The sequence below is a fragment of the Gemmatimonadota bacterium genome (genome assembly GCA_016209965.1).
Lineage (GTDB): Bacteria > Gemmatimonadota > Gemmatimonadetes > Longimicrobiales > RSA9 > JACQVE01.
Window position 1 is genome coordinate 1 of record JACQVE010000203.1, and the last position, 14,157, is coordinate 14,157.

12 protein-coding genes are annotated in these 14,157 nt (G+C 69.6%); 2 read left to right on the forward strand and 10 right to left on the reverse strand.

Going from position 1 to position 14,157, the window contains the following annotated elements; translation table 11 throughout:
* Positions 1-124 precede the first annotated feature (124 nt).
* A complete protein-coding gene (locus HY703_08065; protein ID MBI4545133.1) occupies positions 125-655 on the forward strand; it encodes a hypothetical protein in 531 nt (176 codons plus the stop codon).
* Here the strand turns inward: HY703_08065 and HY703_08070 are convergent.
* The 10 genes from HY703_08070 to HY703_08115 all read right to left on the reverse strand — a co-directional run bounded on the left by HY703_08070 (position 652) and on the right by HY703_08115 (position 12,768).
* Entirely contained in the window at positions 652-2,829 is a 2,178-nt protein-coding gene (locus HY703_08070) for an MtrB/PioB family decaheme-associated outer membrane protein (GenBank protein ID MBI4545134.1), read from the reverse strand. The two genes, HY703_08065 and HY703_08070, sit on opposite strands and share 4 nt — an antisense overlap.
* Before the next feature lie 26 nt (positions 2,830-2,855).
* The gene (locus HY703_08075; GenBank protein MBI4545135.1) at positions 2,856-3,767 is read right to left on the reverse strand and encodes a DmsE family decaheme c-type cytochrome; all 912 of its coding nucleotides are present in this window, start codon (positions 3,765-3,767) and stop codon (positions 2,856-2,858) included.
* 63 nt (positions 3,768-3,830) lie between these two features.
* Complete coding sequence (locus HY703_08080; GenBank protein ID MBI4545136.1) at positions 3,831-4,196, reverse strand: cytochrome c; 366 nt, start codon at positions 4,194-4,196, stop codon at positions 3,831-3,833.
* Between the two features lie 267 nt (positions 4,197-4,463).
* Positions 4,464-5,927 carry a cytochrome b N-terminal domain-containing protein gene (locus HY703_08085; GenBank protein MBI4545137.1) on the reverse strand — a complete coding sequence of 488 codons (1,464 nt, stop codon included), beginning with the start codon at positions 5,925-5,927 and terminating at the stop codon, positions 4,464-4,466.
* A gap of 4 nt (positions 5,928-5,931) precedes the next feature.
* Positions 5,932-6,492, reverse strand: coding sequence for a Rieske (2Fe-2S) protein (locus tag HY703_08090; protein ID MBI4545138.1), 561 nt, complete (start codon positions 6,490-6,492; stop codon positions 5,932-5,934).
* A 41-nt stretch (positions 6,493-6,533) separates the two neighbouring features.
* Positions 6,534-7,760, reverse strand: coding sequence for a c-type cytochrome (locus HY703_08095; GenBank protein ID MBI4545139.1), 1,227 nt, complete (start codon positions 7,758-7,760; stop codon positions 6,534-6,536).
* Positions 7,747-9,129 (reverse strand): polysulfide reductase NrfD, encoded by a 1,383-nt coding sequence (nrfD, locus tag HY703_08100; GenBank protein ID MBI4545140.1) that lies wholly within the window; start codon positions 9,127-9,129, stop codon positions 7,747-7,749. The genes HY703_08095 and nrfD overlap by 14 nt, the downstream gene beginning before the upstream one ends.
* On the reverse strand, positions 9,116-9,811 hold the full coding sequence (locus tag HY703_08105) for a 4Fe-4S dicluster domain-containing protein (GenBank protein MBI4545141.1): 696 nt from the start codon (positions 9,809-9,811) through the stop codon (positions 9,116-9,118). The genes nrfD and HY703_08105 overlap by 14 nt, the downstream gene beginning before the upstream one ends.
* Before the next feature lie 47 nt (positions 9,812-9,858).
* A complete protein-coding gene (locus HY703_08110) occupies positions 9,859-12,219 on the reverse strand; it encodes a molybdopterin-dependent oxidoreductase (GenBank protein ID MBI4545142.1) in 2,361 nt (786 codons plus the stop codon).
* A gap of 9 nt (positions 12,220-12,228) precedes the next feature.
* A complete protein-coding gene (locus HY703_08115) occupies positions 12,229-12,768 on the reverse strand; it encodes a cytochrome c3 family protein (protein MBI4545143.1) in 540 nt (179 codons plus the stop codon).
* A gap of 649 nt (positions 12,769-13,417) precedes the next feature.
* Between HY703_08115 and HY703_08120 the strand changes: the two genes are divergently transcribed.
* Positions 13,418-14,157: hypothetical protein (locus HY703_08120; GenBank protein MBI4545144.1), on the forward strand; the 740-nt coding region annotated here is incomplete at its 3' end.

Genomic DNA, 14,157 nt, shown 5'->3' on the forward strand with positions numbered 1-14,157 from the left:
GAGATCACCGGGCTCAACGTGAAGACGGTGGCCCGAGGCCGCCGACAGCTGGTCGCAGGCGACATCGATATCGATCGGGTGCGCGCTCCTGGAGCCGGCCGGCCCTCGGTAGAAAAAAACCGCCATCGTAGAGACACTGGAGGAGCTGCTGGCTGATGAGACTGCCGGCGATCCCATCACGGGCGTAAAGTGGTCACGCAAGAACCCCCGCACACTGAGTGACGAGCTGAAGGGTCGAGGGATCGAAGCCTCTCCCAATACGGTGGCGAACGTGATGTGCGCTCAGCGGTACTCCCTGCGAGTGAATCGCAAGAGCATCGCCCAAACCCGCCATCCCGACCGGGACCGGCAGTTCCGCTACCTCGCCACCGTCAAGCAGGACTTCCTGGAGCGGGGCCAGCCGGTGATCAGCAACGACAGCAAGAAGCGCGAACTGGTGGGCAACTTCCTCAACCAGGGCCGTGCCTGGCGTAGGGAGAGCGCCGACAGAGGAGTTTTCAGCTCAGATCAAGGCACGGGCATTCCCGACCCGCTTATAGCGCTTGGCGGCAACTGGTGCGCAGGCATGGTCCGGTTGCAACGTGCCCCGAGCCCTCCGGCGAGGCAGGCTGTTCCGAAGGGCTCGGGGTGGCGGCCGGAAGGTCCGGCCGACTAGAGCGTTGAGCGCGCCGGCCGGAGCAGCGCCGGCCGGAACCCCACCGTTACGCTCAGCAGGTGCGCGTTGTAGTCCCGGTACTCCTGGCCCAGGAACGCGGCGTTCGTGATCGCCGGGTAGAGGCCGTCGGTGCGGAAATCGGTGTCCTCGAACTTCTCGTAGGCGTAGCGCAGCGTCAAAGCCCAGTCCGCGGCGGGCGAATAGCGCAGGTATGCGGAGAGCGGCATGAGCTTCTGCTCGATGGTCGGGAAGTTCGTGGCCGTCGCCGACCTGATTTGGGCCGCGGTGCCGCCCGCCGGCGGTGTGGGGTTGAACGCGTGCATCCTGAGCACGGAGCGGGAGTAGTCCCAGCTCGCGCCCAGGTCCAGCCTGTCCGGCAGCAGCACCAGGCTGCCGCCCGCCGAGTAGGTGGTGATCCTGTCCCCGGAGTTGCCCACCCAGTCGAAGCTGGTATTGCTGGGCACGCTGGGCTCGCGGTAGCGCGAGCGCTGCCGCAGCTCGCCCTGGTCCCGCGCGTAGCCGGCGTACAGCTCGAGGCGGTCCAGGGGCGTCCAGCTCACCTCGCCGGAGGCCGACCAGTTCTGGTCGCGCTGCAGCCCGTACGCCGATTCCGGGTACTCGTCCAGTCCCCGGCTGTAGGCGGCGCTGATGGTCAGGCCCTCGAGAGGATACAGCCGGCCGAGCAGCTCGACCCGCTCGCGGTCCCGGTCGGCGATGTCCAGCCGACGCAGCTCGGGCAGCACTTCCTCCACGACCTCGTGGTAGGGGTCGCCCCGTCGCCACGACAGGCCGTAAGACGCCCGCAGCAGGAGCCAGTCGATGCGGGTGAAATCCAGCGCCGCTTTCGTGGTGTGCTCGTCGGATTTCCCGACCTCGCGCGCCTCGGGATTGCGCTTGGCCTGCTCCCAGCCGTAGCCGGCCTTGAGCTGCACGCCCGGGACCAGGCGGTACGACCCGTCCACCCCGGCAATCTGCCGGGAATGCCAGAGGCGGTGGGCGGTCAGCGGGTGCTCCAGTTTGATGAGCCTGCCGTCCCCATAGCCGACGCGGGCCGGGAACTCGAGCTCCTGGGTGCGATCATCGAAGTCGAAGTAACGGTACCGTGCGGTGAGGTTCAGTCGGTCCAGCGGCCGGCTGTTGGCCACCAGGTGGAAGCGCAGCAGCCGGGCGTCGGCAGCCAGGTCGGGCTGCGCCAGCGTCAGCGAGGGGTCGGCGGCGATGGCGCTGTTGATGGTGTGGGGCAGGAACGTCTGGTCCTGCCGCCGCCAGCCGTAGGACAGCCCGCCGCTGATCCGCGTCTTCGCGGGCAGGCTCACCCCCCCGGCGAGACCGAGCGAGTGGGCCAGGTTGTCGGGCGCCAGCGCCGTGCGTTGGCGCGCGCCGCCGGCGTTGGGATCGTCCACTGCGTTGAAGGGGTAGTCGGCCACCACGCGGTCCAGCTCGTTCCGGAAGACGGACAGGTCGTAGCTGAACTGGAGCTGCATGTTCTGGCGGTAGAAGCCCTGCGTCAGCTTCAGGTCGTGTACCGTATGCTCGATGGGCTCGGGCACCTCCTGGGGCCTGAACAGCACCGTCATGCCCAGCGGGCGCTCGCCGTTCTTCTCGATCCGCGTGTACTCCGCTTTGAAGCCCCAGTCCTTTCTCGGGTTGATGGCCAGCCCCAGCCGGACCGCATCCCACTGCAGGCGCACCGCTCCCAGCAGTCGCGCCCGGTTCAGCGCCGCCGTGTCCGGCCGCGGCGTGGGCAGGGTGTAGACGCCGCGCTGCGTCTCCGTAGCGGAGAAGCGCGCGGTCGTCGAGTAGGTGTGCGGGATCCGGTCCCAGCGGAGCTGGAGGTCGAAGCGCCCCAAATCCTGGACCCGCAGTCGCACGAGCTGGTCTCGTTCGCCGATCTCGCGCGCCACCGCCTCTCCCTGGAAACGGCCGTCCGGGCTGAGCAGGCCCAGGCTCAGCGCCTGCAGAAAGCCGCCGGAGCGGACCTCGCGGTACTCCTCGAACTTGCCTCGCTCCGCCGCGGGCAGCTCCTCGAGGTAGGCTCGCCCGCCTGTTTCCAGCGAAACGCTGAGCCTGTTCCCCAGGGGCGCGCTCTGCGCCCAGGCCACACCGGCACCCCCACGTGCGCCCGGGAAGGCGGCGAGCAGGAGCACGGCCGGAGCCAGCCATCTCGTTCTCATGGAATGCCTCCGTGTCGGGTGTCCCATCAGCGCAGGAAACGATTCCCCGACGGGTGGTTCGACCCGTGGATTTGCGCGTGGCAGTTCACGCACTGCCGGTTCATGGTGAAGTTCGTCCCCGGTAGCTGCGGATTGGTGGGATGCCGGGACTCGATGTGGCACTGCTGGCAGAGCCGCGGCTTGGCCACCTTCAACATCTTCTCCTTGTTGCTGCCGTGCGGATCGTGGCAGTTGGCGCAGCTCTCGACCACGGGCGCGTGCTCCCACAGGAAGGGGCCCCGCTTCTCGGCATGGCAGTTGTAGCAGACCTCGTTCACCGAGCTGGCCACCAGCAGCTTCTCGCCCGGACTGCCATGCGGGTTGTGGCAGCTCGTGCACTCCATCTTCCCCTCGCGCAGCGGCATGTGCGAGGAGCGGAGCTGCTGCGACTTCCGCTGCAAGTGGCACTGCGCGCAGGTCTCCACGACCGTCGCCTTCTTCAGGTGACCACGCTCCGTGAGCGCGCTCATCATCTGGTGGCAATCGGTGCACCCCACGTCCCGGCCCTCGTGGGGACTCCCCTTCCAGAACAGGCGGGCAGTCGATTCATGGCACTGCAGGCATACCTGGTTGCGCTCGCCCACCGGTGTCGGCGAGTTGCGGCCGAAGGTGATCAGGTCGGCCTTGCTCTCACCTCCGGACTCGGCGTGCGCCCGGCCAGGACCATGGCACGCCTCGCACCCCCGCCGCTCGAGGCTGTTGCGCGGGTGGTTCAGGAACAGTTCCCCCATACGAGTCGCGGCGAAGCGCGTGAACTGCTCCCGGTGGCAGTCCGCACACAAGGCGCTGCCGCTCTTCCCGTTCTGGCCCCCGCTCTGCGCCGCAGCCGGGGGGCCGGAGCCCACCAGTAAGATGGGCAGTAGAGAAAGGCTGGCGAGGAGAAGACGGGCACTCTTCATGGGTGGCCTCCCGGCGCCGGTCCGCGCTTGCGCCAAGCTTGGTGTCCCGAGTCAGAAATCAGGTCAACCACCTGCTGGAGTTCGCGGCTTCGAGCCCAGGCTCCGGACGTAACGGGCGAGGGCTGCCATTTCCTCGGGCTTCAAAGTGTCCTTGAAGGACTTCATGTTCTTGCCCTTGCCGTGCTTCAGCACGCCGACAATCGAGTCGTTGGAACGCGCGGCAATGAAGGCGGAGTCGAAAGTCGGCAGGGCCGGCATCGCTTTGCGCATGGTGGCCGGGGGGACACCCCGCACACCATGGCACATCTTGCATTGGCTCTCGAACAAGGTCTTGCCGTCCGGGACCTGCGCGGCCTGCGCCGCGGCCGGACCGGCCGTCAGCGCCAGCGCAAGCAGGCAGCCTGACATGCCAATGACGCCACATCGCATAGTGCTCTCCACGCGTTTTTCGGTGGACGCTCGAAACGGGTTTTTCTCGCCCCCCGGATTTCTTGAGAACCACACCGGTACCCGCGCACCTCGTGTGCAATGGCCGTTCCGCACTGGCCGGAATTCTGTAATTAACGCTCGGCCAAGCACTTATGCCGCGAAACCGCCCCACCCGCGGGCGCGCGCCAGCGGGCTATTTGACCCAGGGCCGCGGGCCCCGAGCACCGTCCCGGCGGGCGATCTGCCCCACCCGCGGCGGCAATGGGCTCACCGGCCGGGCAGCGGGAAGGTGTCCTGGTACTCGGGCTCCTGTTTGCTGCCGGGCGGGCCGCGCAGCGAGGCCAGGTAGAGGGAGAGCTCCTCGATTTCCTGGTGGGTGAGCACGGGCGGGCCGAAGGGGGGCATGGTCGTTCCGGGGTGGAAGCGGGTGGGCTCCTCGAGGAAGCTATGGATCCAGCCTGGTGAGTGGCGGAGCCCGATCTCGATCAGTTCCGGGGCGACGTTGCCGCCCACGCCGCCAATACTGTGACAGTTCGCGCACCCCTGCTGCTTGAAGAGCGCGCGCCCGGCGCGTTCCGCGGGGGTGAGCGGCCGTCCCACCTCGGGGGGCGACACGGTCTGCACCTGTTGCACGGCGCCGCCGAAGAGGAAGGCCGAGGCGCCGAGGGCGAGGGCGAGCGCCGCCAGCGCTCCCGGGCGGCGGAGCAGGTGGCGGGCGCTGTTGCGGTCGAAGAAGGGGAGCGCCAGCAGCCCGGCCAGCAGCAGTATTGGCACGCCGACGGCGGCAGCCCCCTCGAGCGACCCGGGCACCATCTTGAGCAACTGGTAATGGGGGAGGAAGTACCACTCGGGGCGCGGGACATACGACGAGTCCGTAGGGTCGGCCGGCGCTTCCAGCCCGGCCGGGAAGAGCGCGGCCAGGGCAACAATGGCGGCAACGGCGCCCAGCGCAGCCAGCGCGTCCTTGCCGACGATATCGGGCCAGAAGCGGACCCCGCCCTTCTTGGTGCTGGCATAGGCCTGCCGGTAATACTCCGCGTACTCCGGCTGACTGGTCCGGCGGGGCGCGCCCGGTTCCAGGGCGCTGGTGCGCGGCGCAATCCCCTGGCGGATCACCAGCGTCAGGTGGACGAGCGCCAGCGCGCCCAGCAGCAGCGGCAGCCAGAGCACGTGCAAGGCGTAGAAGCGGGTGAGCGTGGCCGCCCCGAGCTGCGTGCCGCCGCGCAGCAGCTTGACCAGCATGGGGCCCAACAGCGGCACCGTGCCGGCCATGTTGGTGCCCACCTGCGTGGCCCAGTACGCCTTCTGGTCCCAGGGCAGCAGGTAGCCGGTGAAGCCGAAGCCGACCACCGCCAGGAGCAGGAGCAGGCCGACCAGCCAGTTGATCTCTCGCGGGTACTTATAGGCGCCCATCATGAAGATGCGGAGCAGGTGCGCCACGACCAGGACCATCATGGCGCTCGCGCCCCAGTGGTGGATGCTGCGCAGCAGTGCGCCGCTCACCACCTGCTCTTCCAGGAATTGGATGCTGTCGTAGGCGTGGTCCGGCGAGGGTGAGTAATACATGGCCAGCACCAGCCCGGTCACGAGCTGTGCCAGGAACACGCTGAGTGTGGCGCTGCCCAGGGTATGCCACCAGGTCAGGCGATCGGGCACTTCGCGGTCCAACAAACTGCGCTTCAGGGCGGCCAGGTCGGCCCGCTCGTTCAGCCAGCGGTAAGCCCGGCGCATGCGGCTATGCCTCCAGCTTCTGGGGCACACCGTGCTGGAATTCCTGATAGGCGACGTAGACCACGCCGTCCTCGACCTTGACCTCGAGCGTGTCCAGCGGCCGGGGCGGCGGGCCGGCGAGCACCGCACCGGTCCTGGCGTCGAACAGGCCGTTATGGCAGGGGCAGCGGAAGATGCCCGCCGCCTCGTCGTAGCCGTAGGCGCACCCCAGGTGCGGGCAGCGAGCGTTGTAGGCGGTGAAGTGCTCGCCATCCTCCGTGTAGAGCCAGACGCTGCGCAGCGTACGGACCGTCACCCAGGCGTCCTGCGCCGTCTGCACCGTGTCGATGCGGGAGGGTACGCCCAGGTTGAATCCGGCCGCGTCGCCCAACTTGAGCCACGCCTGACTGGCGGAGCGTCGCAGTGCCGGCGAGACGAGCGCCAGCAGTGAGGGGATCCCGGCCAGCGCGGCGGCGCCGGCTGCTGCGACGGCGGGCACCCACTTGAGGAACCCCCGGCGGCCGAGCCCGGCTCCGCCCATCCTGTCGGGCGCGCCCCCCGCGCCAGGGTTCGGTTTCACCCCCATATCCCCCTCCCGGATTACGGTCTCGACTGACCCGCTGGCGGCTAGCGCCCCGGCTCCCGGGAACCGGGCAGCGATGTTAGATACGCCAGCAAGTCGGCCATCTCATTGCCCTCGAAGACGGGCCAGGGTATGCCCAGCTCTTTCATGCGTGCTTCCATGAACGGCGCGTGCCCCCACATGAGGCGCGCGGCCTCGACGGGGGAGAGCACGGCCTGGGAGCGGGCGAGGTCCGGACCCACTTTGCCGCCCTTCCCGTTCACCGCGTGACAGCGGACGCACCCCTTGGCGGCGAAGAGGCCGCGCCCGCGCGCGGCGCTGGCCGGCGGGCCGAAGAAGCCAATGAAGTAGAGGTAGGCCACCAGGTCCGAGACCTCCGTGCCGCTGAATGTCGGGGGTGGTACGTCGTAGCGGAGCATGAGCTGCCGCATCCGGGAGCCATGGTTCCACAGCAGTCCGGCGAGCGCGCTGGGCGTGCGCGGCAGGTCGTGGCGGCTGAGATCGGGGCCCAGCTTGCCGCCGTGCCCTTGCACGCTGTGGCAGCGGATGCACCCCTTGATGGTGAACAGCTTCCAGCCTTCCCTGGGGTCGCCGGGCACGAGGGCGGGTGCGGGCGGCGGATCCCCGCGCCCCTGCGTGCGCAGGAAGGCCAGCAGATCGGCCATGTCTGTGCCCTGGAAGGTCAGCCGGTGGATGCCCAGAGTCTGCATGCGCTCCTGCATCTCGGGGCCGTGGTTCCACATGGCCTGGATCATGAGCAGGGCGGAGCCGAAATTGCCCAGCGACTCGACGGGCGGGCCGATCCCGCCGCCAGCGCCGGCCACGGCGTGGCAGGAGACACAGCGCTTGTCCCGGAACAGCCGCGCGCCGCGCGCCGAATCTCCCGGCTCGTCGAAGTAGTTCAGCACGTAGAGGTAGGCCATGATGTCGGCCATCTCGGACCCGGACAGCAGCGGGCGCGTGATGCCCAGCTCCCGCATGCGCTGGCTCATGCGCGGCGAGTGGTTCCAGAAGAGCCCGGCGAGCTGCGGCAGGTCGCGTTGCTGCCCCAGCCGGGACAGGTCGGGGCCGATCCTGCCGCCCCGGCCCTCGACCCGGTGACAGCGGGTGCACCCCTTGGCCTCGAAGAGCCGCTCGCCCCGCTGCGCGTCGCCCAGCGGCGTAAAGAGCTGGGCCTGCGCCTCGCCGGCCAGGAGCGCCAGCCAGAGCGCAGTCCACCATGCCGCCCCGCCCGCTCGCCGGACGAGGGGCCGCCAGTCAACGTACGACATAAGCCGCCTCCGCTTCAGGGGCCGGGAGATAGCCGCGGATCCGCTCCTCCACCTCGGCCAACCCCTTCTCCCGCCCCTCCTTGACTTCCCAGATCGAGACAATGGGAAAGAGCTTGGTGAACACCATGTACAGCAGCGTGAAGGTGGCGAAGAAGGCGGCTGTGATGGCCACCTCGACCCAACTGGGCGCGTAGGCCTCCTGCGGCCAGGGCAGCCTGGGGTTCACCAGCGTGGGCACGATGATGGTGAAGCGCTCGAGCCACATGCCGATCACTACCGAGATCGAGGCCACGACGGTCCCGGCCACCGTGCGGGTGCGCCGGTTGGCCAGGATGCCGAACGGGATCACGAAGTCGAACAGGACCATGGCCCAGAAGAACGCCGCGTAGGGGCCGCGCACCTTGGCCCAGAACACCACCATCTCCTCGGGCTCGTGGCCGTAGAAGGTGGTCAGGTACTCGGCAAAGGTGAAGTAGAACCAGAGCAGGGTCATGACCAGCAGCAGGATGCCCAGGTAATCGAAGTGGATGGGCTTGATGTAGCTCTCCAGGTGGTAGATCCGGCGCACCAGCGCCATGGCCAGGATCAGCGCCGCAATCCCGGAAAAGATGGCGCCGGCGACGAAATACGGGCCGAAGATCGTCGAGTGCCACATGGGCTGGATGGTCATAGCGAAGACCCAGGAGACGACGGTGTGCACGGAAACGGCGATGGGGATGACAATGACGGCCAGCAGCGCAATCACGCGTTCCAGCCGCCGCTGCTGCGCGTGGGTCCCCGTCCATCCCAGGGCCAGGGCCCGGTAGAGCCGGTGGCGCCAGCCGGCGACGCGATCCCGCAGCAGCGCCAGGTCCGGGATGAGCGGGACGTACAGGTAGATGCTGCTCACCGTCAGGTAGGTGGTGATGCTCAACACGTCCCAGATCAGGGGCGAGCGCAGTCGGCCGTGCATGAGGAAGGGGATCACGAAGTAGGCCCGATCCGGCCGGCCCAGGTCCACGACCACGCTGCCCAGGCCAAAGAACAGGACGAGCACGGTGATGGTCTCGGCCATGCGCGTGATGGGGCGCCGCCACTCTGCCCTGGACAGGCGCAGGATGGCCGAGATCAGCGTGCCGGCGTGGCTGATTCCGATGAAGAAGACGAAGTTGGTGATGTAGAAGCCCCAGAAGACCGGGCGGTTCAGCCCGGTCACGCCCAGGCCGCTGCGGAGCTGGGTGGTGTAGGCGTAGGCGCCGAAGAGAGCGACGGCCAGGAGCGCCGCGGCCACGGCATAAAACGACGGGCCAGTCCTGAGGATGGGGCGGAAGAGGGCCTCGTCCTGCTCGCGGGCCAGAGGCCGGGCGGGGCGTGCCTCAGGTCGCCGCATACCACTCCCCTTCCTCGAGGTAGATCACCTTGGGCTCGGTGCCCAGCTCCTCGAGCAGACGGAACGCGCGCGAGCTTTCCGCGAGCTGGTGCACGGTGGTCTCGGGGTCGTCCAGGTCGCCGAAGAACAGGGCCCCGGCCGGACAGCTCTGGACGCAGGCGGGCACGTACTCGCCCTCCCCCCGCACCTCGCGGCCCTCGGCCCGCGCCTGCTCGCGCGCCTTCTGCAAGCGGTGGTGGCAGAAGGTGCACTTCTCGATCACGCCCATGGGGCGCAGCGAGACATCCGGGTTCAGCGACTGGCGCAGCTCGGCCGGCCAGCGGAAGCGCGACCAGTTGTACCAGTTGAAGGCCTTGATCTGGTACGGGCAGGCGTTGGCGCAGTAGCGGCAGCCGATGCAGCGCGGGTAGATCTGGCCGACCAGTCCCTCCGGGTTCCGGTACGTGGCGCCGGTGGGGCAAACGTTGATGCAGGGCGGGGCGTCACACTGCTGGCAGAGCACGGGCAGGTAGCGGCTCTTGACGCGCGGGTAGTCCCGCTCCGTGACGGCCAGCACGCGCAGCCAGGCAATCTCGCGGCCGTAGGCGGCTTCCTCGGGCGTCGAGAAGGGGATGTTGTTCTCCTGCTTGCAGGCGACGACGCAGGCCTGGCAGCCGGTGCACCGCTCCAGGTCGATCACCATCCCCCAGCGCGGCTGCCGCGCTGCGCCGGTCAATTCTCGACTCCTGTTCACGCCCTGGTGACCCTCACGCGGGTGGAAAGCACAAGCGCGCCCGTGGCGGGATCGCGCTCGTCGCCCAGCAGCTCCATGACGTTGACGCCCCGGCCGCGCGCATAGCGCCCCAGCGCGGTATGCCCCTGCCCCCGGGGCATGGCCGCCACGCCGGGCATAATGCCGGCATATAGCCTGACTTGGGCGGCGACCCGGCCGGCGGCGGACTGGACCCAGACCTGATCGCCATCCCGGATGCCTAGGCGCGCGGCGGTCTCCGGGTTCAGCTCGACCCAGGAGCCCCATTGCACGGCCGTGTGCGGCGCGAGCACCTCCTGCAGGAACGGCTGGTTGGCGCCCTGCCCCTCGCCCAGCGCCAGCACGGCGAAGGTGTGCAGGTGGAGCGAGGAGGGGTCGTCCGCCGGCGCAGCGGCGGGGGCCACCTGGTGCGGCGGCAGCGCCGGGAACTCGAACCTGCCCGACGTCGTCCGCAGCACGCGCTTCCAGTCCTGGTAGCCGTACGAGGGGTCCGTCCATCCGCCCTTGGCCGCCAGCTCCTCGAAGAATTCGTCGAAGGAGCCGTAGGGCATGGGCGCCCACTCCCATTCGCGGAGCGGCGCGGGCGGTCCCTCCTGCCCGTGGGTCGCGAACACCATCCCGCGGCTCGCCGCGTACAGCCCCCGGGCCGCGTGGCGCATGGCTTCCCGGAAGTCCTGCCAGGGAAAGGCGCGGGCCACGCTCCCGCCCAGCGCGCGGGCGGTCTCAAGCAGCACGTCGCCCGGGTGCCGGGTCTGGTAGAGCGGGTCGGTAGCTGGGGGAGCCATGCTGATCACGGGATAGGGCACGCCGGGCGGCTGGGGCATGTCGTGCCACCCTTCGAGGAAGACGGGATCGGGCAGGATCAGGTCGGCGAGCTGGGCAGTCTCGTCCAGGAAGGGGGAGAAGCTGACCACCAGCGGCACCCGGCCCACTGCCTCACGGAACCGGTCCGATCCCGGCTGCGAGAACACCGGGTTGGCCTCCCAGAGCAGCAGCGCTTCAAGGGGGTAGGGCTGGCCGCTGCGTAGCGCGGCGGCGAGGCCGGAGATGGAGCCGCTGTCGGGGGCGGCACCCTTAGCGCCGGGGCTGAAGGAGGCGCTGGGGGCGAGCGGTGCGCGCGCCGCGCCCCGGCGGGCGGCCGTGTCGGGCGAGAAGGAAGGCCAGGGCGCCAGCGGGGCGGTGCGCGCGACCAGTGCGCCGCCGAGGCGGTCAATGCGCCCGGCCAGGGCGTTGAGCGCGTGCACCGCCGCGGCGGCCGCGGCTGCATCGGGGTGACCCGCGGGCGGCCCGATGGCGACGCCCGGCCCGTAGAGCGCGAACTCGGCCGCTATCCTGCGCAGTGTCTCTTCCGGCACGCCCGTGATGCGGGAGACGGCCGGGGGCTTGTACTCGCGCACCAGCAGGTCGCGGAAGCCGCCATGCCGCCGGCCGGCGGAATCCACCTGGTCCTCGAACCCCGCCGTGTGCCGGGCGACGAAGTCCCGGTCGAAGCGGCCATCTACCACCAGCAGATGCGCCAGGCCCCGCGCCAGCGCGGCCTCCGTCCCGGGGTTGACGGGGATCCATTCGTCCGCCTTGGCTGCCGTGGGCGAGAGGCGCGGCTCGAACTGCACCAGCTTGCCCCGCCGGCCCGGTGTGCCCTGGCGGACCTGAACCAGGGCGCGCATCTGCCGCACCGGGTCCCACCACCCGTCCACCAGTGGCACGCCGAAGCTCAGGATGTACTTGGCATTCTCGAGGTCGTAGGCGATGGGCGCGCGGATCCCTTGTGTGCGCCAGAGGGCGTAGGCGCTGGGATCCGGCAGCTCCGTGGTCAGCACGTTGGGCGTGCCGTAGGCGCGGGCAAAGCGGCGGAAGAGCTGGGCCAGGAGCCCCTCGGAGCGCCCCAGCACCAGCGCCACCGTGTGCGGCCGCTCCTGCTGCCGCAGAGCGCCCAGCCGCTCCGCCAGCATCCGGATCGCCTCGTCCCAGGCCAGGGGGCGCCACTGCCCCGAGCCGCGCGGCCCCGCCCGCTCGAGCGGCCCGCGGATCCGGTCCGGGTTGTACAGGAGCTGCAGCGATGCCTGCGCCACCGGGCAGAGCCCGCCGCGGCTCAGAGGGTGGTAGGGGTTCCCCTCGAGCTTCACGGCGCGAGCGTCGATGCGCCGCACTCGCACGCCGCACCCCCCCGAACACAGGTTGCACGACGTCGTGACCCACTGCTCCGGACCGTTCGCCACCCGCTCGTCCGTGCCCGTGGCCTCGAGCACGGCCCCGAGCTGCTGGCCGCCGGAGCCGGCCGCTACCCCCGCCGTGGACAACACCGTCAGCTTGAGGAAACCCCGTCGATCCAGGCTCAATCCGGCCTCCTAGCGATGGCAGGCGTTGCAGTCCACCAGCGCCCCCCGCTGCCCATGGCATTCGAGACACCACTCCATGGCCAGCTTCACGGCCGGGCGAGACGGCGGAACTGTCGCCTCGGCGATGGAGCCGTGGCAGGTCGAGCACTCGATTTTGCCCAGGGTGACGTGCCGGCGGTGAGAGAAAAAGACGTGGGCCGGCAGCCGGTACACCCGCCGCCAGGGGATCGCCTCACCCCTGGCCGCGAACTGCCGGACCTTCTCCTCCTCGAGACTCTCGCTCATGGGAGCGCTGTGGCACAGCATGCAGACAGTGGCCTGCGGCAGCCCCGCAAACGCCTGCTCCGCTACATGCTCGTGGCAAAGGCTGCACTCGAGCTCCAGGGCCGTGTGCTTCGCATGGTTGAACTGGATGGGCTGCACCACGCGCTGGCCGCGTCCGCGACTGACCAGCACGCCGCCCAGAATGGCCAGCAACAGGACCAGGGGGACGACGCGCCCCACGCTCAGCCTGCCATCCCGCCGTGCCGCGCGGAACGCGCGCCCCACCTGGCCCAAACGCGCCGGTCGAAAACCGCTCCCCAGGCCTGTACAGGCCACACGGCCGGTGGTTCGAGTTCGTAAGTAAGGCGCCGAATGCCACCATACTTGCGAACTCGACCACTTAGGCTCGGCGCGTCCTTCACAACCCTCCGCCTGTGCTCCATCCGTGTCCCGGGAAACGTCGAAACCAGAACCAACTTGCCCTCTCTTTGCGCTGCTCAGGGCTGGCAACCCCCGTTCCGCAGGGCAGCGAAGCGCCTAACCCGTTGCACTCCTGAAGGTTGGCGCGGGGTCGGCCCATCTTTGCCCCGCCCCCGGCTGGGCCATTTAGCCCAAGCCGCCCGGGACATTTCATCCCGAAGCGGGGCATTTCACCCGGGTGGTGCGCGGGTCTGAGTGCTAACTCCTTGGCAGTACGCGAGTTGCCCGGGTGGTGCTGGCGGCCCGCCGCTTGCCTCTCGCCGATAGGTCGCGCTTCTACTCGAGGCTCAGCTTGCCTGCGAACCAAAATGGTCCGGTTCGCGCTTGCGCCCCTGGAGCGGGGCGTGGGCGCCCTGCCTGGCAAGGCGCGAGGACCACGAATAGCGGCACAATTTTGAGGGCGAGCGTTCGCCACTGGGCGGGCTGCGGCGGGGTCTTGCGAATGCGGGCGTAGTTGCGCGTAGTTGCGGATCGGACCACCAAGGAGGAAGCAGCGTTCATGGCGGTGCGGGTGGCGGAAGCGCCCTGGCGTGCAGGGCACGGACGGAACCCCCTGCGCGGCCGGTTGAGCCGGCGGCTGCTGGTGTGGTTCCTGGTGTTATCGCTGGCTCCGCTGTTCGTGTCCAACACGGTGGGGTACGTCAGGAGCCAGGGCATCGTCGAGCGCCTGGTCCAGCGCTACGTGAGCGTGATTGCGGAGGTGGAGGCGCGGCACATCCGGGATCAGGTGCAGCGGCACGTGTTGGGGCTGCAGGCGATCGCGGCGGGGAATGAGTTTCTGGCGGCGGGCGCGGTGCGTTTGAGCGGCGGTGCGGCGGGGCCCATGGGGGTGGTAGCGGACCGCGCGGCGCTGGAGCGGCATCTGAGCCGGAAGCTGGGCGAGCTGCGGGTATTCGACGTCCTGTACCTGCAGAGCGTGGCGGGCCGGGTGCTGGCGGCGACCGCGCCGCTGGACTCGCAGCTCGTGGCGGCCTGGGCCCCGGGCCTGGTGCCGCCCGCCTTCCAGCGACTGCGGCCCGCGGCGCGGGTAGAGGCGCCGCGCTTTCGGCTGACGGCGCCGGTGTTGGGGCGGGCGGGGAAGACGGTGGCCTTTCTGGTGGGGGTCGTGGGGCCGGGCCGGCTGCCGGTCTTCCTGGAGGTGCCGGAGCGGCTGGGCGGGGCGCTCGAGGGCGCCATAGTGGACGAGAACGGCCA

Coding starts and splice junctions, on each gene's coding strand:
- nrfD (MBI4545140.1), bottom strand. CDS start 9,129: ATGCGGCGACCTGAGGCACGCCCCGCCCGGCCTCTGGCCCGCGAGCAG.
- HY703_08090 (MBI4545138.1), bottom strand. CDS start 6,492: ATGGGGGTGAAACCGAACCCTGGCGCGGGGGGCGCGCCCGACAGGATG.
- HY703_08105 (MBI4545141.1), bottom strand. CDS start 9,811: ATGGTGATCGACCTGGAGCGGTGCACCGGCTGCCAGGCCTGCGTCGTC.
- HY703_08075 (MBI4545135.1), bottom strand. CDS start 3,767: ATGAAGAGTGCCCGTCTTCTCCTCGCCAGCCTTTCTCTACTGCCCATC.
- HY703_08070 (MBI4545134.1), bottom strand. CDS start 2,829: ATGAGAACGAGATGGCTGGCTCCGGCCGTGCTCCTGCTCGCCGCCTTC.
- HY703_08095 (MBI4545139.1), bottom strand. CDS start 7,760: ATGTCGTACGTTGACTGGCGGCCCCTCGTCCGGCGAGCGGGCGGGGCG.
- HY703_08085 (MBI4545137.1), bottom strand. CDS start 5,927: ATGCGCCGGGCTTACCGCTGGCTGAACGAGCGGGCCGACCTGGCCGCC.
- HY703_08080 (MBI4545136.1), bottom strand. CDS start 4,196: ATGCGATGTGGCGTCATTGGCATGTCAGGCTGCCTGCTTGCGCTGGCG.